The following is a 20,147-nucleotide window of genomic DNA, read 5'->3' as shown; positions in this document are numbered from 1 at the left end:
GAATTTACGCATGACAAAGGATAATATTTATAAAGATTTCCTCCTGGGGGTTGCTACCGGTGATGCTCTGGGGGTTCCGGTAGAATTTAAAGATAGAGAAGATATTGCGCAACGACCGGTAACGGAGATGACTGGAAACGGTACGTATAATTTACCTCCAGGTACCTGGTCTGATGATAGTTCACTGACCTTTTGTCTCGCGGAAGCTCTGATTGAAGGGTTTTCCATGGAAACGATTTCTTCGAAATTCCAAGACTGGGCGTACAATAACTATTGGACCCCATATGGTTCAGTTTTCGATATTGGAATTGCCACGAAGGAGGCAATTAACAGGTTGAAAACAGGTGTACGCCCTGACCTGGCCGGTGGCTTTTATGAAGAGGAAAATGGAAACGGCTCGCTCATGCGAATTCTGCCTCTCCTCATTTACGTGAAGGATAAGCCAATAGAAGAAAGATTTACATTAACAAGAGCAGTATCCTCCGTTACCCATGGGCATATCAGGTCAGTCATCGCTTGTTTTTATTATCTGGAATTTGCAAGGGTATTAAGAGAGAGCAAAGACATGATCAAAACGTATTATTTGCTTCAGGAAACTGTCCCGTCTTATCTTAATTCAATCGGAATTAATAAAGCAGAAATAAATGTCTTTAAGCGTCTTTTCCATGGAGATATTTCTGCCCTGGAAGAGAAAGATATTTTTAGTTCCGGGTATGTACTGCACACTCTTGAGGCAAGTATCTGGTGTTTGCTTACTACCGAAAGCTACTCCGCCGCTGTTCTGAAAGCTGTTAATTTGGGCAGTGATACAGATACAACCGGGGCTGTCACTGGAGGACTCGCAGGAATACTTTACGGTCATGAATCTATTCCGGAAAAATGGATCAGTCAGTTGGCGAGGCTGGATGACATTTTAGATTTGGCCAGGAGGTTGGAGCAAAGGTTTGGGTAATACATTATGGGCAATAGGGGTGTTTTTCCTGAATATTTTATATTCGTTCACTTCATGAGAATGATCATCCGCAAATACAATTTTTAAAAAATGAAAAGAGCTTTATTATCAGTCGCTTTAATATTCTTTACATGTTTGCATGTATCCCGGTCGTATGGACAAAATGTTCGTAAAGCCGGAATAGACAAACACGAAAGATCTGTAAATACCCAATGGAATGGAAAACGCGTAGCATTCCTCGGCGATTCAATGACTGAAAAAAAGACCGGTGATACTTCTTTTGTATATTGGGAATACCTGGCCGCGCTGCTTGGATTGCAGCCTTATGTATATGGTATCAGTGGAAATCAATGGGATGGCATTTATAACCAAGCTGTCAAACTTTCACAGGAACATCCCCGTGACGTTGACGCTATCATTATTTTTGCTGGTACCAATGACTACAACCATGGTGTTCCTTTGGGGGGATTTTATGAGGAAACCACTAAAACAACGAATCATAACGGCAAAGAAGTCACCCGTAAATATCGGGAGCCTGTTATAACATCCACTACTTTCTGTGGCCGTATTAATACCGTGTTATCTTATTTGAAAGAGAAATTTCCCAGGCAGCAGATTGTCGTGATGACTCCCATCCACCGGGGATACGCAAAATTTAATGATAAGAACATTCAGCCTGACGAGAGTTTTGCCAATGCCCAGGGCCTTTATATTAACGACTATGTGCACGCGCTTAAACAGGCATCAGAAAACTGGTCAATCCCTGTCATCGATCTTTTTTCTATATCCGGCCTTTATCCCCTTGCTTCTTCACAATCGGGCTATTTCCGGAACAAGGACACAGATCTTTTGCATCTTAACAAAAGCGGAAATTATCGGCTTGCTAAAGCCATCCAATATCAGTTACTGGCGTTGCCGTCAACATTTGATCAGTAAGTGTTGCCGAAATATTCCGGTATACTCATGCTGCTTTCCACTGTTTTATATTTGTTCCTTAGTCGTTGCTGATATGACATTACTTTTTTACTGAATTCAAGCTGGCGGCTAACAATATATAATGACAAGACTTTGAAGATCAATCAAAACGCGATAGTAATAACCGGTGGCCCGGTTTTAAGTTTAAGTCATTGTATGAAAATCTGTTTACTATCCCCCGGATCTTTTTAATTGACATTTTAAAAGGCTTGGTTATATTTGTGCAAAATCGATTTAGAATCTAACCAGATTTATAGGCCGATACAACGCTTTCGTAGTATACAACGTCATGGATAGTAGAGATATCAAACGCTTAATTGAAGGTGACGAAGCTGCATTCAGAATTGCCTACGAGCAATTCAGCGAACGGGTATACCGCTTGGCTTTCCGCTTTTTAAAAGATAAAGAGCAAAGTGAAGAGATCGTTCAGGAAGTGTTTTTAAACCTTTGGCTGAGCCGGTGCAGACTGGACGAAAACGGCAATATGTGGTTGTATCTTTATGTAATCGCCAAAAGATTGTGTTTGAACGCACTGAGGGAAATTCATAAATCAACCGACTTGTTTAACAGGTTATTGTCTAATATCAAAGAGGCCAGTAATGTAACTGAGGAAGAAATCCTTGCTGCGGACATCGGAAGGCTTGCAGAAGAGATTGTTAGTAAATTACCGAAGCAGCAGCAGCTGATCTTCAGGTTAAGCCGGGCCGAGGGCCTGTCTCATCAGGAGATAGCTGAAAGACTTTCCATTTCACCTAATACTGTTAAAAACCACATGGTGGAAGCCCTGAAAACTTTAAGGGCACACTTAAAGTATACTGATCTAATCTATTTCATCATTCTCATTTTTCGTTAAAAAAATTTGCAACACCACTAGTCCTCCCCGCGCTGTTCTGTGTTCTCCTTATATAAAACCAATTAACGGCTGTTATAAAACCAGGAAAACGTGGATAAAGAAAGGCTCCAAAACTTATTAGAAGAATATTTTAACAATACCATTGGCAATGAGGATTGCGATGAATTGTTGAAGTATATAGAACAGACGGATCCCGGATTATTCTCGGAAATGATCGACAAGCTGGTGCAGGATAATGAAGAGGGGCCGGCTTTCGAAGGCATACAGGCAGAAAAGGTGTATGAAAATATCACATCTGATAAACGTTTTTCCCGGAGGTCACTTAACCTTTATCACAAAAACTGGTTTCGTATTGCTGCTGTTGTGGTCGTGTTCCTGTCGTTTCTTTTCTATTTTGTTAATACCGGAAAAATTGATCTGCATTCAAACGCAAATCCCGAAAGCAAAGATCTGAAGGCGCTTATTGTACCCGGGGGTAACAAGGCTGTGCTGACGCTTTCAAACGGGGAGAAGGTCGCTCTGGATCAGTTAGGAACAGAAGCCCTCACAAAAGAATCGGGCGTTCAGATAAAAAAGACAAGAAAAGGAGAGATTATCTATGATGCACCTCGTATGGGGAGATCAGAAACAGTGGCTTTTAATAAAATAGAAACGCCAAGGGGAGGTGAATATCAGGTGATATTAGCTGACGGCACCCGCGTTTGGCTAAACGCCGCCTCATCTCTTAGCTATCCAACTGCATTTAATGGCAGTAAGAGGGAAGTGCGGTTAACGGGTGAGGCTTATTTTGAAGTAGCCAAAAGCAGGAATAAACCCTTTTTCGTTCAGGTAAATGGAACTACCATCGAAGTTTTAGGCACACATTTCAATATTACTTCTTATTCCGACGAATCAAATCTGACCACCACTCTTTTGGAAGGATCAGTGAATGTTACTAAAAACGGGCACCAGACCTTATTAAAACCGGGACAGCAGGCTGTTGTAACCCGGACATCTGATCACATCAATGTATCATCTGCTGATATTCCTGCTATAATGGCCTGGAAGAACGGCTATTTTCTGTTTCGCGACGAGGATATTAAAAGTATTATGAAGAAGATCTCCCGCTGGTATGATATAGAAGTTGAGTACCGTGGAAATGTAGAGGAACAGAAGTTTGGAGGCACCTTTTACCGTTCGAAAAGCTTTAGCGAACTGCTTCATTACCTGGAAAAACTCGGTTCTCTGCATTTTAAGATTGAAGGAAGGAGGGTTATTGTGACACCATAGATTTACCTCACGACGACTTAATGAATTATCTAAAACCGGGAGCGTTGGCTCCGCCCCCGGATGTCAGCTTTTGAAAGCTGTGCCAGATAATTAATTGATGAAATACGACCAATTAACGACTAATCTAACATTCAAATGTATAAAATTTTTACTGCAAAGATTTGCAATAACGGATACTGCTGTACCAAAAGATTTCTGCTCGTGATGAAACTGACTATTGTTTTGCTGACAGTGACTTTATTACATGCCAGCGCAACTGGCTTAGCTCAGAAGGTGTCTATCAATGTGAAGAATGTTTCCATTGTACAGGTGCTCGAGCAAATACAATCGCAAACCAGTTATAATTTCCTTTATAACTCTAAGGATCTTATCAACACAAAACCAGTGAGTCTGTCTGTTAAGGATATGTCTTTAACGGAGGCTCTCGACCGGTGTTTCAAGAACCAGCCGGTAAATTATTATATCGAAAATACTACCGTTCTGATTGAAAGTAAACGGGTGGAAGCTGTTGCAGAACGGGAACTCAGGAAGGTTATTAAAGGTAAAATAACCGATGAAAAGGGGGAAGCACTTCCCGGAGTTAGTGTAAAGATTAAAGGATCTGCCACCGGAACAGTCTCAGCTAATGACGGCTCTTTTACAATATCGGTTGATAATACCGATGCTATACTGGTATTCACCTTTATAGGTTTTGAGCCCCTGGAAAGAAAGGTGGGCAGCGCCAGCATTATGAGCATTGTTCTTAAGCCTGTTACGACAGGATTGTCAGAGGTGATCGTGGTGGGATACGGAACGCAAAAGAAAGTGGATGTTACTGGTTCAATTGCCTCTGTAAGTGAAGAAGCTATCAAAAGTGTACCGGCAAGTAACCTGATAAGCGCGTTGCAAAGCCAGGCACCAGGCCTGGATATCCAGAAGGCCGGTGGCAACAGCCATCCTGGCGCCACGCCATCCATCGCCATCAGGGGGAAGCGCTCCCTGGATGCGGGTGCAAGCAGCGATGTGCTTTATGTTGTAGACGGTATTCCATACAACAGTACCTACATTAATGATCTTAATCAGGATGATGTAACATCCGTACAAATATTGAAAGACGCATCTGCGACCGCTATTTATGGTTCCAGAGGTGCAAATGGTGTGATTCTTATTACCACAAGAAGAGGAAAAACCGGCGCCCCGGTAATTACCTACAGCGGCTATGGCGGCGCATCAACAGCGCTGGGCCATTATGACGTGATGGATGTAAAAGCCTACGAGACGTACAAAAAATGGGGGAATTATAATGCAAACAACCCGAACACCATCGGCGCGCCTAATCGTTATAGTGGAATTGACGATCCTAAGTTCTATACGGATGGTATAACTTTCCTTCCTGCTGAACTGGCCGGTATGGAAAACGGAACTGCAACAGACTGGCAAAAGCTTATTTTTAAAAACGGGCTTAAAACCAATCATCAGCTTAGTGTTTCAGGCGGAACACCTACTACAAAATATGCCGTATCGGCTGGTTATTATAATGAAGGGGGCTTATTTCCCGGCCTGTCGTTCAAACGCTACAGTTTCAAAGTGAGTGTAGATCAGGAACTGGGTAAGTACGTTAAAGTCGGCGTAAGTTCATTAAACACGATCAGCAAGATCTATGGTGAAGATATTAACCCGGTAGTCCAGGCGCTGATCTCCAGTCCGCTTACCGTTCCGTATGACGATAAAGGAAATCTCATTCCCTTCCCAGGCGGCGGCTCCCTGACGTATAACCCTTTGGCCAACCTGGTGCCCGGGGCAGTAGTTCAAAGACGTTCCCGATATAACACTTTCACAACCTTGTATGCCGAGGCGCAGATTTTACCGCACCTGAAATACCGGTTTAACGGCGGTCTGGAACTTACCCCGGAGACTTTTGGTGAATTCTACGGCAGCGCTACCTTTAAGAACCTCAGCGGTCCCTCTACTGGCAAAAACAAGAATTATGATTATTACGACTACACTCTGGAGAACCTGCTGACTTACGAAAATACCTTTTCTAAAAAACATCACGTAACCGCTACCGGTCTTTTTAGCTTCCAGGAAGATTATAAAGCGAATACAGAATTCTCTTATAACAACATCCTCGCTGATGATATTCAATATTTCAATCCGGCATTAGGTGCTAATCTGAGTGGGAAGGGCGATTATAAAAAATTCGACATTGTTTCATTCATGGGGCGTATTAATTACGACTACATGAGCAAGTATCTGCTGACACTTACCATGCGGTCGGACGGTTCGTCGACGCTTGCTCCAGGCAATAAATATCATTTGTTCCCGTCGGTAGCCCTCGGATGGAATATCGCACAGGAGGATTTTATGAAAAACATTTCATTCTTGTCCAATCTTAAGTTACGTGCCGGTTACGGTTCTGTAGGAAACGCTGCGGTAAGCCCTTACCAGACACTCGGCGGATTGGAACTGCTTAATTACAATTATGGGACCACAAACGTTACAGGTACCTATCCTAATAATGTACCTAATCCACAGTTAGGCTGGGAATATACGTCGACACTGAACCTGGGCCTCGATTTTGGGTTGTTGAATGACCGGATTACCGGATCTGTTGATGTTTACAAACAGAATACCAGCGATCTCATTCTTCCGCAAAACCTACCCATTACCACGGGTTATACCAAGCAATTCCTTGCGAACGTTGGTAAAACACAGAATAAAGGGCTGGAGTTAAGCATTTCTTCAACCAATATCGTGGCGGCTTCCAGAAAAGATTTTGGCTGGACTACTAATTTCAATATCACGTTTAACCGCAATAAGATCGTTGCGCTGCAAAATGGCGTGACTGAAGACGTTGGCAATAATCGCTTCGTAGGGAAGCCTATCAATTCACTTTATAATTACGTCAGGCTCGGCATCTGGCAAAATACGGCAGCCGATTCGGCCCTTGCGAGGGATCTTAAACTTACAATGACCGGAGCCGCGTCTGTCATCGGTACTATAAAGGTAGCCGACCTGAACGGCGATGGTGTCATCAATTCGAACGACCGGACGATTGTTGGTTCGCGTGACCCGAAGTTCCTTGGAGGTTTTACCAACCGCTTCAGTTATTACGGCTTTGACCTGAATGTGGTGTCTACTTATCGGGTAGGAGGCACACAGATTGCCTACTGGCTTCAGCCTGGCAGTAAAGTAAATGCATTGAACGGGAAAGAGAATAATTTAAACATAAATTACTGGACCCCCGATAACCATGAAAATACTTATCCCAAACCCAACTTTAATGTACAGAGTCCGGCCTACGGGGATCTTCTTGGCTACTATAATGCATCCTATTTAAAGATCAAAACCATCAATTTAGGGTATTCGTTGCCGCCCGCTATCGTTAATAAAATAGGAGTGAAATCCCTTCATGTTTACAGTAGTTTCAATGACGCCATAATCCTGTTCTCTAAATTACATGACCGGTTCCCGGGTATAGATCCGGAGTCGGCAGGTACGCTCGGTGTGGATACGCCTCCTACTAAATCGTTATTGTTTGGTTTAAATGTTACATTTTAATTGTTTTTGACATGAGATCTATCATATATAAATATTTCATCCTGGCAGCGATCATTTTCTCTGGATTAGGCTGTAAGAAGCAGTTAATAGAACAACCCCGTTCGGGGCTGACACCCCAGTATTTTCAAACAGCACAGGGTTTTCAATCAGGTCTGGATGCAGCCTATGCAGGCAACCGTGATATATGGGGAAACGAAGGCCTTATGACTATGACTACCCCCGGCACAGACGAGTTTAAGTCAGGCGGCGGTGGAAATAGTGATATGAATATCTATTCCAGCAGTTTCGACGCCAACAACACTTTCGTCCCACGGGTGTGGAATGCTTGTTATACCTATATTAATGACTGTAACGGCGTGATTGATAACGGCGCATTGGTTACCGGCTTGGATCCTGCTATTGTTAAGCAAAAAATTGCTGAGGCTAAATTCCTGCGGGCAAACTACTACTTCTTACTGGTACGTTTCTGGGGGCCAGTGACGCTGAATACCCATTTTATTGCCGAACCGATTACAAGTGCAGAAAGGGCTCCTATTGCCGACGTTTATAATTTCATCATTCAGGACCTGAAAGATGCTATCGACGGATTACCGCCAAGTCCGGTAAAAAATGGCGTGTTGCCCGGAAAAGCGACCGCTGCTGCGGCATCACACTTGCTGGCAAAGGTTTACCTGACACGGGCATACTCATCGGCCAAACAATCTGATGATTTTCTGAATGCTTACAATACCGCCAAAGGCTTAATTGATAATATTGGCACCCTGGGACTCGGCTTGCTGCCCGATTTTGCATCGGTTTATGCAGAGGGTAACGAGGGAAGTAAAGAGATTTTATGGAGTGTTCAGCATACGTCTAACCTAACCTATAACAACAACAGTAATGAGTTGAATTTTTATTACGTTATGGGTTATGAGAACTTTCCCGGGCTTGTACGCTCTATGGCTTATGGTCGCCCCTATGCACGCGTACAATTAACCCGTTGGATGAGCGATACCTGCTTTGCTGACAAAACAAACGACACCCGGTATTACAAAACGTTCCAATCTGTATGGTTATCTAACTCCGCCGATAAGATCCCGAAAGTAAATGGTGTTCCCAAATATGCGCTTGGTGATACCGCAATCTATATGCCTGGAGTCGATGTCTCCGATACTAAAATAAATGCGACCCGCTATTTACTTGTGCCTCCACGTAATTATACCCTGCAATTATTTCCTACCATGCTGAAGTATCAGGACACAAGAAGAGCAGGTATTAATGATCCGTCTGTCAGACCGGTTATCGTATATCGCCTGGCAGAAACCTACCTGCTGGCTGCAGAAGCTGCTGTGAATCTTGGAGATAATGCCAATGCTGCCAAATACATTAATGCCGTACGTGAACGGGCTGCAAATCCAACCGGTAATGTCGCTGCGATGACTATTACTCCGGACAAAGTCTCCCTGGATTATGTTTTGGATGAGCGGTCGCGCGAGTTAGCAGGTGAGCAAACACGCTGGCTCGACCTGGTGAGAACCAATAAGCTGATTGAACGCGTAAAAAAACATAATCCGGATGCAGGTGCTAATATTCAGGAAAAACACCTATTGAGGCCAATACCGCAAACGCAGATAGACAGGGTAATTTCCGGTCCTAAGTATCCTCAGAATACCGGCTACTAAAAGGCCGGAATATAAAGAAACTCGTTAAACGAGTGAATCAACATCAGGCGGGCGCTTTCTGTTAATTTGGTTTAAAACAGAAAGCGCCTTTCTTAATAATAGTTGATTTATATTAAAAACTCTTGTCCTGTTATTAATTTTCCGCTCCAATCGCACGTGAGCACCAAGAGCAAATTGAGATAAATCGACAAAGGAATGAATAGATTATGCAGATGACATTCCGTTTCTTTAAAATCTATTTTCGCTTACAAGCTTAAATAGTACTTATAAGCCGAATTCCTGACATATGATTTCATATTGAAGTAGTTATTGAATTTTTGAAATTGTTGACCTGTATTTTACGTTGATAAACTTAAATTTATTACTGTCATGAAACTTGCTAAAGCGTTAGTGGATATCTTAATCTGGTTACGAGTATTTATATCGCCTTTCCTGGTTTTTCTTGGATTTGGGTTTTTCGTTTGGTTTACGTTAAATAAAACAATAAAGGCTGATATCCTTTGCGCAGTTATAATAGTGATTGGCTTAATAACATCGGTCCTGATAACGAAAAGGATCAAAAAAAGATTTGGGCTGTCACATTTTGTATCCCGCGTAAATGCTTCCCCCGAGCTTGACAATTTAGATTGAGGGGCTGCAACAGAAGGTCAAAATATCAGACTGAGCATGTTTTGAATTTCAAATCAGGCTCTAATTAATAGGAAAATGAAGTATTTTATGAAAGCTTTTTTTATTGTTCTATGTTTTTTCTTTACATCGGTTCAAGGCCAGCAAAGCCATCAAAAGGAGTTACCAGCCTGGGCGCTTGGTCCCTTTACACGGCCAGCTGGTGTTAATCCAATTATTTCACCCGACAGTTCCACTTCGTTTATCTCTCCTATAGATAACAAATCGGTAAACTGGGAAGCCAACGATACTTTCAATCCCGGTGCCGTTGTGAAGAATGGTAAGGCGGTAGTATTATACAGGGCAGAAGACCGCTTCGGTGAGGGGATAGGCAAGCGAACTTCGCGGATTGGATATGCAGAAAGCTCCGACGGCATTCATTTTACCCGCAGGAAAACGCCGGTTTTATACCCGGCAAACGACAGCCAGAAAGACGTGGAGTGGCCGGGAGGCTGTGAAGACCCCAGGGTCGCCGTTACCAGCGATGGAACTTATGTGATCGTATATACGCAGTGGAACAGAAAAAATGCAAGGCTTGCAGTCGCCACTTCCCGTGACCTTGTCAACTGGACCAAGCACGGAGCAATATTTAAAAAAGCTTACGGCGGAAAGTTTTATGATATCTGGTCAAAATCGGCTTCTATCGTAACTAAGGTTGAAAAAGGAAAGCAGGTCATTGCCCGCATTAACGGGAAGTACTGGATGTATTGGGGTGAATCAAATGTCTATCTTGCAACTTCAACCGATTTGGTGAACTGGGAACCCCTGGTGGATGACAAAGGTAACCTGAAGGTGTTGATTGCTCCCCGAAAGGGATATTTCGATAGCAGTTTCACTGAATGCGGGCCTCCCGCCATCGTGACAAAAAATGGTATTCTATTGATATATAACGGTAAAAACGCCCCCGGTAGTAAAGGTGACACAACCCTAAGTGCAGGTATCTACTCGGCTGGCCAGTTGTTGTTTGATATCAAGAATCCGGCGAAGGTCCTCGGCCGGTTGGAAAAACCCTTTTTTAAACCTACTGAAGCCTTTGAGAAAAGAGGACAGTATGCCGCAGGTACCGTGTTTACCCAGGGTCTGGTTTGGTTTAAGCAAAAATGGTTCCTTTATTACGGTTGTGCAGACTCGAGAGTGGCAGTAGCTGTTTTTGACCCTAAAAACTGAAACTGAACCAGTTTGTCACTATAAAGTGGTCATCAATAGTGATTCATTTTTTACGGCCTTGAAATGAAGGTCCTTTATAAGCCCGGGCAGGTTATGCCCGGGCTTTATTTTGCTCTACTTTCTTCATTTACCGGCTCATTTCTGGTAGGCCAGCGCTTGTAGAATTTTAAAGAATATCTGATTGTTTTCAAAGAACCCTCTGAAGAGCTGGGCTCCGGGACCATACGCAAAAACAGGAACAACAATGTTGGTATGGTCGTTTGTACTGAATTCCCCCATGACCATTCCCCTCGCCGGATCAGTGTCCAGTAGGGAAAGTCCCCCGGTTTCATGATCAGCAGTTACTATTACCAGGGTTTCACCATCAATATCAGCAAATTCTAAGGCCTGACCCACTACCCGGTCGAAGTCATGTAGTTCTGTGATGACATAAGGTAAATTATTTGCATGTCCACCATAGTCGATTTGAGCCCCTTCAGCCATAATGAAAAAGCCCGGTTTGTTCTTGTCCAGCAGGTCAATGGTTTTACGTAAGGAGCGGCCAAGCATCTCTCCACGGCCTTCTCTAACCGGCCTGGTTGCGGAGTCGGGCAGCAATACGACTTGTCTGTCAGATTTTTGCGATTCAAATGATTCCAGCGAATGCTGAACAGAATATCCTTTCTCCCTCAAATGGGCCAGAAGACCCGGATTGGCAGATTCGCTGAAACTCCGCTGATTGGACCCGACAAGAATACTCGCCTTACTTTTAAGAAAGTCGGCTGCGATCGCTTTTGACATAGACCGCTCTGCATTATGTGCGTAAAATGCTGCGGGGGTTGCATCCGTAATATCACCGCTGCTGATGATGCCCGATTTTATGCCTCTTCCTGCCAGCGTGTCCGCCAGGTTGGTTAATTTATTTCCCTTCGGATCCACGCCAACTGCCCGGTTATTAGTTTTGTGACCAGTGGCAATCGCCGTTCCGCCGGCCGCAGAATCGGTGTTGCCCGCATCTGCCGAACAGGTAGTGGCGAAACCGATGTTCGTAAAGTTAGAAATATTCAGGCTTCCGTGGTTTGCCATCAGAGCTGCATGAATCTGGGCCAGTCCCATTCCATCCCCGATTAAAAGAATGATGTTCTTCGGCCGTACCTCGGTGGCGTCCCTTTTGTGGGTAACCTGATACGTTTTGTAAGGTTTGGGAAGCTCAAAGTTGAGTTTATCCTTATTCTTATAAAAGTCAAACAAGCGGACCGGAACGTCGGTATTAATCCAGTCGACACCTAGTTTATCCAGTACGAGCCAGGTATTGGGACTGTCCTGAGATGCCCAGAACCTGAATGTTTTACCACGGGAGTGTGCGGCGTCAATTACCCCCCTTAGTTTTTTCTCGTCCTCCGCTACCGGATTCCCTTTACCGTTCCACCTGGTATAGGTATCCAAAGCCTGGCTGATCATGCCAACCCTTTTGAGCTGTTGATCTGTATAGGGTATTTCCGGCCGCCCGTCAATCATGAAAGGTTCCGGAACTTCGTCAAATTTTTCCGGCGGCGGCACTTCTCCGCTCAGTAATAACCGGGCAGCCCCGGGATTCTTACTTTGATCGAACATGATTTTATAACGATCGATCTCCTTTAACAGGGAAGGAAGAACCGTACTATAATGTTGTTTAAGATCTATCACCAATTGAAGACTGTTCTGCTCTTCCGGGTATACTTTGTTTCCGTTCTCTTTGAATTTCTCAAAGAGCAGATCCAGGTACATCTTTGAGAGTGTCCGACTTTTACTGATCTCCGAGCTGTCGTGCGCGACATACAGGATTCCATCCTTCAGGAAGATATCTGCTTCAATAGAACCCATTCTGGCGTTATAGGCAGTAAGAAAGGGTACATCCTGTTTATAGTCATTATGACTGTGTCCATGGTTCGCGTTTAGCCGCTGCTGGGCAATACTGCTTAGCCCCAGCCCGAAGGCCAGGACAAAGCAGGTGATTTTCTTACATCTTACCATCCGGGATTTTGTTTAATGACACCGGCACTATTGTCGATTTCGCGTTTAGGTACAGCCCAAACATCGTGAACAGCAGGATTGAACTCACGGGCGGGCCAGATAACTTTACCCTGGGAATCATGTAAGGGCTTTGCGTAGGCTGCTTGCGCATCCCCCCAGCGTACCAGGTCACGATGACGGTCGGGCCATTCTCCAGCCAGTTCATTACGGCGTTCCCTTTTCAGATCTGTCATTGTCATTCCCGATTTTTCGATGAGCCCGGCGCGTTTGCGGATCAGGTTAAGCTCTTTATCTCCTGCGCCCGCTCCGCTTTGTGCAATAGCGGCTTCTGCCTTGATCAGCAGAACCTCAGCATAACGCATTAAAGGAACATTCAGATCTGTTGTGCCGTTATCACCATTTGGATTTACGTGTGAAGGAATCGGATTGGCATAAGAGAATGGCTCCATATATTTATTAAACTGGTAGTCAGACGTAGCACCTCCGTCCTTCGTAAAGCTGCGCTCTGCACCAAAAAACATAAACTTATCGCCCGGTTTCAGTATCGTTACCTCCCGGCGCTGGTCTCCCGCTTCAAACGAATCATATAATTCTTTCGTTGGAAGATAATACCCCCATCCATTGTAAATGCCCCAGGCTTTATTGGTCAGCATAACGCCGGGTAATTTACTTCCCCAGCCTGTGCCGCCGCCGTTGGGGGTGCACACTACCGACCAGATATACTCTTTCGACCAGTTGTTAGCTGCTTTAAAAACATCCGCAAAAGATGAAAGCAGGGCGTGCTGTCCGGAGTTGATCACCATATCGGCATATTTTGCAGCGTTGGCATAGTCCTTTTTATAAAGATACGCTTTTGACATTAAGGCCCAGGCAGCGGTTTTGTGTCCTTTGCCATAATCCGTTGCTGCCATCTCTGAGAACAGAGGCAGATTATCAGCCGCTTTATTCAGAAGTTCAATGATATAATCATAGTTTTCATTGACGTTTGCCGCGCGTGGCACTGCCACAGCAGGATCTGCATCAGGAGAAACGATCGGGATCCCCGCCTTCTCATTCCCGTAGTTGGATGCCAGCTGAAAGTATACAAGAGCTGAATTATAATAAGCATCGCCGATGATATGTTTCTTCAATGTTTCGTCCATTGGGATCTGCGGAACATTGGTAATAATATCATTAGCACGTTTGATAGTGGCATACCGCATACTCCACTGTGATTCGGTATAGCCGCCACCGATATAATTGCGGTTAAAATTCTTGATATTGTCGCCTTCAGGCTTGTTCCTGCCGGTAACCATATCATCGCTGGCATTTATAAACCAGAACATCCCACGGCCATAAAAGTCTTCCTGGTTGTAGTTTTCATACATCCCCGCCTGGGCTTTTATTGCATCTTCGCGCGTTTTCCAAAAATTCTGTGCCGACGGTGTGCCCTCGGGGATGATGTCGAGCTGATTGCTGCAGGCCGCCAGAAAGGAGCAGGCAGTGAAGATCATATATTTGAATAGTGTTTTCATTTTAGTCGGTTTTAGATTATAGATTTAAGCTTAGTCCTACGAAATAACTTCTCGCCTGCGGGTATCTCCCAACATCAAGCCCGTTATTGTCCATACCGATTTCCGGATCAAAACCCGAGTAATTCGTGAACGTGAACAGGTTGTTTGCAGAGACGTAGACCCGGAGAGTCCTTGCTTTCATTTTGCCGCTCAACGAACCCGGCAATGTATAACCAAGCGTTACATTACGGATCCTTAAGTAAGAACCGTCTTCTACATAAAAGTCAGAAGCGTTAAAATTTCCGTTGTTATCGGATGTGGACAGGATGGGCACTTTGCCGCCCGGGTTTTCCGGTGACCAGGCATCCAGGATTCCCTCGAGTTTATTGTATGAAGGACCGCTTGCACTGTAGGTGGTTCTCTTCACAGCATTAAACAGCTCATTGCCCTGCACCCCCTGGGCGAAGATATTCAGATCGAATCTTTTATAATTTGCGTTGAAACTGAGCCCGTATGAAAAATCAGGATAAGCGTTGCCTGCGTAGTAGCGGTCGTTCAAATCAATAGATCCATTTCCGTCAAGGTCAGCGAACCTGAAATCGCCGGGTTTGGCCTTTGGCTGAATCAGCCCGCCAGCTGAATTTTTATAACTGTCAACTTCTGCCTGGCTCTGGAAGATCCCCTGGGTTTTCAGCACATAGTAGCTATACAAAGGCTGCCCTATGGCAATCGTAAGCGGAGCCAGCTCATTTCTGAAATTGGTTGAAACCGCCATATTCTGCATTCCGGGAGCCAGTTCTATTACCTTATTCTTAAGCTTGGTAAGCGTAGCATTAATAGAGTAGTGGAATGCCGCACCGGGTTTACTGTTGTAGTTCAGTCCCAGTTCAATGCCCCTGTCTCTTACAATTCCGGCATTAATAGTTTGCGAAACAAGACCTGCCGTTCCCGGTAACGGGCGGGTGAAGATCATTTTATTTATTTCCTTTTCGAAGTAATCTGCGGTCATGCTCAATCTCTTAAGCACTCCGATGTCCAAGCCAATATTTGTCTGTTTGGATTCGGCCCAGGTCTGGTTCTTGTTAGGCAGAACAGTTTGAACATATCCGGTTTGCAAAACCGGGTTTTGCCCGAAGTAGCTCTGGGTAGGTTTCAGAAGCGGGTTAACATCCTCTGGATCCAGGCTGGCAAGGTTACCCAATACTCCGTAACTTCCCCTGATCTTCAGTTCATCCAGCCAGTTTAAGTCTGCGAGGAACTGCTCTCTGCCCACAGACCAGCCAGCTGACACCGAATGGTAATAACGGGAACGCTTCCCCCGGAAAAGCATAGACGTTGCGTCGTTTCTGCCAATAAGCGAGAGCATATATTTTTCGCGGAAATTATAATTAGCCCTTAAGAACAGGGAGGATATCGCTGTTGCTTCGTATGAACTCCTGGATGGCTGGATTATGGTTGCGTTATCGAGATAGCGATATTGTTTTGATTCATCATCAAATCCCGCACCTGAGGCATCCAGTCCCCTGTTTTTTGTTTTCTGAAAACTGAAGCCCCCGGTAAAATCGAGCTGATGGGAGTTGATATTCAGCTTATAATTCAGTACCTGCTCGGCCAGAAGATCGTCTACCCGGTCTGTATTCTCTACGAGGCTGTTGCTGAGGACCGGTTTTCCAACCTCGGGGCGTTTTGCAGTAAAGCTCTTGAAGAACGCATCTTTTTTAGTCAGACTTAGGTTCGACCGGAAAGTTAAACCCCTGGCAATATTTAACTTAGCATAGGGGTTCACTGTCAGCACGTTCACCGGGTTGTCAATGTCCATGCGCAGGAGTTCTGCAACCGGATTAATGATATCACCGTAGTCACCCGCATATTGGCCGCCAGGCAAACCAGCGAAAGTTCCGTCAGCATTATAGGGAGTGCCGTTGGTAGGGTAGTAGATGGCGCTTAGCAAAGCTCCCGTGTAGTCACTGCTTGTATTGGCCCCGTTTCCGTTGGTAGAACTATAGGAAAGTTGTTCTCCTACGGTAAGCCAGTTGTTAAGTTTATGCTCAGAATTGATCCTGAAATTATACCGTTGAGTCTTTGTATTCAGCACGATCCCTTCAGCGTTCCGGTAATTGAAACTTATAAAATAGCTGGATTTATCGCTGCCGCCATTCAGGGAGGTGTTGTAATCCTGAAGAAGCCCGTTTCTGAAAACCTCGTCAATCCAGTTTGTCCGTGTGATCTGCCCCTCAGGATAAAGACCCGCATCAAAAGCTGGAAGTATGGTTGTTCCCCCGTTCTTCGCTGCTTCCTTTGCAACAAAAGCTCTCTGTTCGGCATTCAGAGGTTTCACTTTCTTCCATAAGCTCTGCTGCCCCAGCTTCGCATCAAATGAGATCTGCGACTCTCCGTTTTTTCCTTTTTTGGTGGTGATCAGTACAACCCCGCCTGAGGCGCGTGCACCGTAAATAGCTGCTGCCCCATCCTTAAGTACCGAGATATTTTCAATATCATTCGGGTTGAGCTGGGGAGTTCCGGGATAAAGAGAACCGTCAACCACATACAATACACTCTCTCCGGTTATTCCACCCATCCCCCGGATGTTCACTCTTGGCGCAGAAGTGGGGTCTCCGCCTTCATTAGTGACGATTACGCCCGGCGATTTTCCAGCCAGGATCTCTCCCACATTATTTAAAGATCTTGATCCCAGCTTATCCAGAGAAACTGTGCTTACAGCCCCGGTGAGGCTTGCTTTTGTCTGCGATCCGTAACCAACAACTACCACATCCTGAAGCTGGTTGAGTGACAGCTTCAAAACCACTGTAAGAGATGATTGTCCGCCGGTGCTGACCTGTTGCGTTTCGAACCCGATCATGGAGAATGAAAGAACTGCATTTTCATCAGCCTGGATCCTGAAAGCCCCTTTTACATCTGTTAACGTTGCCTTTGTTCCACCTACTACTTTTACTGAAACACCGGGTAAGCCTGCTCCCGAAGAATCCCTGACCACTCCGCTGATGACCCTGTCTTCCCTGGTTTGCACTGTTTTACCAAGCAAAACGTAGTCACCCTTTTCAAGGGTACTAAAGCCAAGCTTATCTAAGGCTGAAAGGAGGGGCTCGTTTTTGAAATCAGTGTCTCCCATTGCATTTCCGGACGGTAAAGCATCAGGATTGTAAACAAATTTTACTCCTGTTTTTATCTCAATTTCCCTGATTACTTCTTCTATCGGCGTTCCCCGCCTGATCTTCATACTGAGGCGGCTTTCTTTTAGGCGCTGTGCCATACCTGCTGATGCAAAGAGTGCATGACCAATGACACATAGTAAAAAGGTGAGCACGTAAGCATGCCTTATCCTGCGTCCCGGCGGTTGTAAAGTTTTTAAAGTTGTTTTCATTTAATGTGTTCTTGATTGTGATGATACTTTTGAATAATGGGATTCATTTATAAATCATTGTTCCGGAGATGTTGCGTTATAGATATGATAAGCAGACTTATCTTTTGATTCCCTGATGCGGAGGTGATGAAGACTGCAAAGCAGATCCAGGATCTCTTTAACGGGCTGCCCGCTGTTAAACCTGGCGGTAGTTCTCAGCTTAGCATTGACCTCAGGTGACAATACGATGCTGACATTATAAATGGAAGAGAGCCGTTGTGCCGTGTTTGCGAGATTGCTTCCTTCAAAATTTATAGCAACTACACGTTTACAGGCTGCCGTGACCGGAAAGATCCTGTTTTCGTCGCTGTTAAAATGGATTCCCTGCCCCCTTGTCAGCGTTGCCAGCAAACGTGGTCCTTTGCTTACTCTGACTTTGCCGGTAGCCACCTTTATGATGAAATTGCCTGAGCTTTGCGGCTGCTCAATATCAAAGCTTGTCCCCAATACCTTAACTTCAATTCCTGAAAGGCACTGGACGATGAAAGGAGTGTTCTTCCGGGGTGAAATATCAAAAAATCCATTTCCCCGCATCAGTTTGATCCTGCGGTGTTCTATGGCGAAGGACTTCGAATAGCTTATAAGGGCACCCGGTTTTAACACAATAACAGACCCATCCGCCAGGCGAACTGTCGAATCCTTGGGTGAGGTGTTTTCTATGGTTACCAGGCTCTGGCTTTTTCCAGGCAAGCCTGCGTAATATAAAATGAAGGCAATGGCAGAGCATACCAGTACCACCGCCGCCGCTCGGATCATGGTCTTAAGCTGAAATACTCCCTTTGGCGGATTTTCAAGCTTGTTCAGCTTCTGGCTTATCCGGGAGGCAATAGCCTGCTTCTGATCCTCAGAAAGCGGCTTATAATCAAATGTCAGCTGCTCATACCAGCGGTCAACAAGATCGGCATCCTCCGGCTTCAACTTTCCTGCCAGATAGCGGGAGAACATGCGTTTTAACTTCTCTGCGTTCATTCACAGACAGGTCAATTCAAAAACCGGATCGTACTATCCAAAGACGTTAAGCGTTTATTAAATTTAGGTTAAGTGGTAAGGAGCGGTAAAGGTGCCGTAACATTATCAGAGCATTAGTGAGTTTGTCACCACCAGGCAGGAACGCCAAACACGAATATATTCCGTGTCCGGAAATAAATAGAGCCTTGGATATCGGGTGGCCTCAGAGAAAGAAACAGGTTAGGTGAGGAAGCTTTTCTTTTAGAATTTTAAGTGCGGAGCTTGTCTGATTTTTTACTGTCTGAACAGAAATTTTCATTTCTGCAGCAATTTCACGATTCGATTTTCCTTCCTTCCTGCTCTTGGAAAAAATTGCCCGCATCCGATCAGGCAATGCAGATATCGCACATTCAATTTCAGAGCTCAGCTCCCGGTATAGCAATTGTTCATCAGCAGCCCCTTCATATCCCGATTCAAGCAGCATCGAGAACTTTTGCTGATGGGCCTGTATAACCGTGTTCGATTTGTAATAATTAATCACCCTGAATTTGACCGAGCCCAGAAGATAATGCTTCAACTGTCCTGTAAGATTTATCCTGTGCCGGTTCTCCCAAAGGGATACAAAAATATCCTGTGTTATTTCCCCGGCAAGAATTGAATTGCCCGTTTTACTCATTGCCAGGGAAAAGACATCCTCCCAGTATTCCTGAAAGATTGCCTCCATAGTGCCCGGCTCATTTTCCTTTAACGCTAAAAGTAAATCCTTTTCCAATAATACTTCGTTTGCGCCAAAGATATTTTGGTTATATTCCTTCTTTATTAAGAAATCATAAAGTATAAAATATAAAAGTAGCCTCAATCAGGGCTAGCGATTTGTTTTTCTGTCTGTTTTTGCACGGGACTGTTCCGGTTCTTTTCCGGGACAGTTCCGGGACAACAGGCGGGAGGCTACGTGTTTTCTGCGTGTCTTCCGCGAGTCGTGCTCGTGTCGGCCTCGGGTTGGAGTCGCAGCCGACTCGCAGAGGACACGCAGAAAAGTCGCAGAACACTGCTAATCATCCCGATACTTTCCCGGTATTGTCCCGGAAGCGGTCTTATCCTTGTCTTATCCTAGAATGGCTATACACCTTACTGAATAAATCCTGAATTAATTATACACGATGATTTGTTATTCCTGGTTGAATTATACACTGCAATTTGGTAATCCTGT

12 protein-coding genes are annotated in these 20,147 nt (G+C 44.8%); 7 read left to right on the top strand and 5 right to left on the bottom strand.

Annotated elements, in window-relative coordinates; genetic code table 11:
• Window positions 1-10 precede the first annotated feature (10 nt).
• From DDR33_RS11760 to DDR33_RS11725, 7 genes are all read left to right on the top strand, one after another.
• Window positions 11-952, top strand: coding sequence for an ADP-ribosylglycohydrolase family protein (locus DDR33_RS11760; RefSeq protein ID WP_109415994.1), 942 nt, complete (start codon window positions 11-13; stop codon window positions 950-952).
• 90 nt (window positions 953-1,042) lie between these two features.
• Window positions 1,043-1,888, top strand: a complete 846-nt coding sequence (locus tag DDR33_RS11755) for an SGNH/GDSL hydrolase family protein (protein ID WP_109415993.1) — start codon at window positions 1,043-1,045, stop codon at window positions 1,886-1,888.
• A gap of 328 nt (window positions 1,889-2,216) precedes the next feature.
• Window positions 2,217-2,780, top strand: a complete 564-nt coding sequence (locus DDR33_RS11750) for an RNA polymerase sigma factor (RefSeq protein WP_109415992.1) — start codon at window positions 2,217-2,219, stop codon at window positions 2,778-2,780.
• 90 nt (window positions 2,781-2,870) lie between these two features.
• The gene (locus tag DDR33_RS11745; RefSeq protein WP_109415991.1) at window positions 2,871-4,049 is read left to right on the top strand and encodes a FecR family protein; all 1,179 of its coding nucleotides are present in this window, start codon (window positions 2,871-2,873) and stop codon (window positions 4,047-4,049) included.
• Between the two features lie 204 nt (window positions 4,050-4,253).
• Entirely contained in the window at window positions 4,254-7,589 is a 3,336-nt protein-coding gene (locus DDR33_RS11740; protein ID WP_158280723.1) for a TonB-dependent receptor, read from the top strand.
• Window positions 7,590-7,600: 11 nt separating this feature from the next.
• Complete coding sequence (locus tag DDR33_RS11735; RefSeq protein ID WP_109415989.1) at window positions 7,601-9,250, top strand: RagB/SusD family nutrient uptake outer membrane protein; 1,650 nt, start codon at window positions 7,601-7,603, stop codon at window positions 9,248-9,250.
• A gap of 717 nt (window positions 9,251-9,967) precedes the next feature.
• A complete protein-coding gene (locus tag DDR33_RS11725) occupies window positions 9,968-11,083 on the top strand; it encodes a glycoside hydrolase family 130 protein (RefSeq protein ID WP_238387775.1) in 1,116 nt (371 codons plus the stop codon).
• A 135-nt stretch (window positions 11,084-11,218) separates the two neighbouring features.
• Here DDR33_RS11725 and DDR33_RS11720 read toward each other — a convergent pair whose 3' ends face one another.
• The 5 genes from DDR33_RS11720 to DDR33_RS11700 all read right to left on the bottom strand — a co-directional run bounded on the left by DDR33_RS11720 (window position 11,219) and on the right by DDR33_RS11700 (window position 19,709).
• A complete protein-coding gene (locus DDR33_RS11720) occupies window positions 11,219-13,075 on the bottom strand; it encodes an alkaline phosphatase (RefSeq protein WP_238387774.1) in 1,857 nt (618 codons plus the stop codon).
• Window positions 13,069-14,589 carry a RagB/SusD family nutrient uptake outer membrane protein gene (locus DDR33_RS11715; protein WP_109415986.1) on the bottom strand — a complete coding sequence of 507 codons (1,521 nt, stop codon included), beginning with the start codon at window positions 14,587-14,589 and terminating at the stop codon, window positions 13,069-13,071. Before DDR33_RS11715 ends, DDR33_RS11720 begins: the two co-directional genes overlap by 7 nt.
• Window positions 14,590-14,605: 16 nt before the next feature.
• The gene (locus DDR33_RS11710) at window positions 14,606-17,950 is read right to left on the bottom strand and encodes a SusC/RagA family TonB-linked outer membrane protein (RefSeq protein ID WP_109415985.1); all 3,345 of its coding nucleotides are present in this window, start codon (window positions 17,948-17,950) and stop codon (window positions 14,606-14,608) included.
• Window positions 17,951-18,004: 54 nt separating this feature from the next.
• Window positions 18,005-18,958 (bottom strand): FecR family protein, encoded by a 954-nt coding sequence (locus DDR33_RS11705; RefSeq protein WP_109415984.1) that lies wholly within the window; start codon window positions 18,956-18,958, stop codon window positions 18,005-18,007.
• 202 nt (window positions 18,959-19,160) lie between these two features.
• Window positions 19,161-19,709 carry an RNA polymerase sigma-70 factor gene (locus DDR33_RS11700; RefSeq protein WP_146198755.1) on the bottom strand — a complete coding sequence of 183 codons (549 nt, stop codon included), beginning with the start codon at window positions 19,707-19,709 and terminating at the stop codon, window positions 19,161-19,163.
• Between the last annotated feature and the right edge of the window lie 438 nt (window positions 19,710-20,147).

This window comes from Pararcticibacter amylolyticus (assembly GCF_003130405.1).
Classification (GTDB): Bacteria; Bacteroidota; Bacteroidia; order Sphingobacteriales; family Sphingobacteriaceae; genus Arcticibacter; species Arcticibacter amylolyticus.
Note: the sequence above shows the minus strand (reverse complement) of the source record. Positions and strands in the feature narration are given on the sequence as shown.

What these genes read in the sequence shown, in the direction of transcription:
- DDR33_RS11715 (WP_109415986.1), bottom strand. Translation starts at nt 14,589, where the DNA reads ATGAAAACACTATTCAAATATATGATCTTCACTGCCTGCTCCTTTCTG.
- DDR33_RS11755 (WP_109415993.1), top strand. Translation starts at nt 1,043, where the DNA reads ATGAAAAGAGCTTTATTATCAGTCGCTTTAATATTCTTTACATGTTTG.
- DDR33_RS11710 (WP_109415985.1), bottom strand. Translation starts at nt 17,950, where the DNA reads ATGAAAACAACTTTAAAAACTTTACAACCGCCGGGACGCAGGATAAGG.
- DDR33_RS11720 (WP_238387774.1), bottom strand. Translation starts at nt 13,075, where the DNA reads ATGGTAAGATGTAAGAAAATCACCTGCTTTGTCCTGGCCTTCGGGCTG.
- DDR33_RS11725 (WP_238387775.1), top strand. Translation starts at nt 9,968, where the DNA reads ATGAAAGCTTTTTTTATTGTTCTATGTTTTTTCTTTACATCGGTTCAA.
- DDR33_RS11735 (WP_109415989.1), top strand. Translation starts at nt 7,601, where the DNA reads ATGAGATCTATCATATATAAATATTTCATCCTGGCAGCGATCATTTTC.
- DDR33_RS11740 (WP_158280723.1), top strand. Translation starts at nt 4,254, where the DNA reads ATGAAACTGACTATTGTTTTGCTGACAGTGACTTTATTACATGCCAGC.
- DDR33_RS11760 (WP_109415994.1), top strand. Translation starts at nt 11, where the DNA reads ATGACAAAGGATAATATTTATAAAGATTTCCTCCTGGGGGTTGCTACC.
- DDR33_RS11750 (WP_109415992.1), top strand. Translation starts at nt 2,217, where the DNA reads ATGGATAGTAGAGATATCAAACGCTTAATTGAAGGTGACGAAGCTGCA.
- DDR33_RS11705 (WP_109415984.1), bottom strand. Translation starts at nt 18,958, where the DNA reads ATGAACGCAGAGAAGTTAAAACGCATGTTCTCCCGCTATCTGGCAGGA.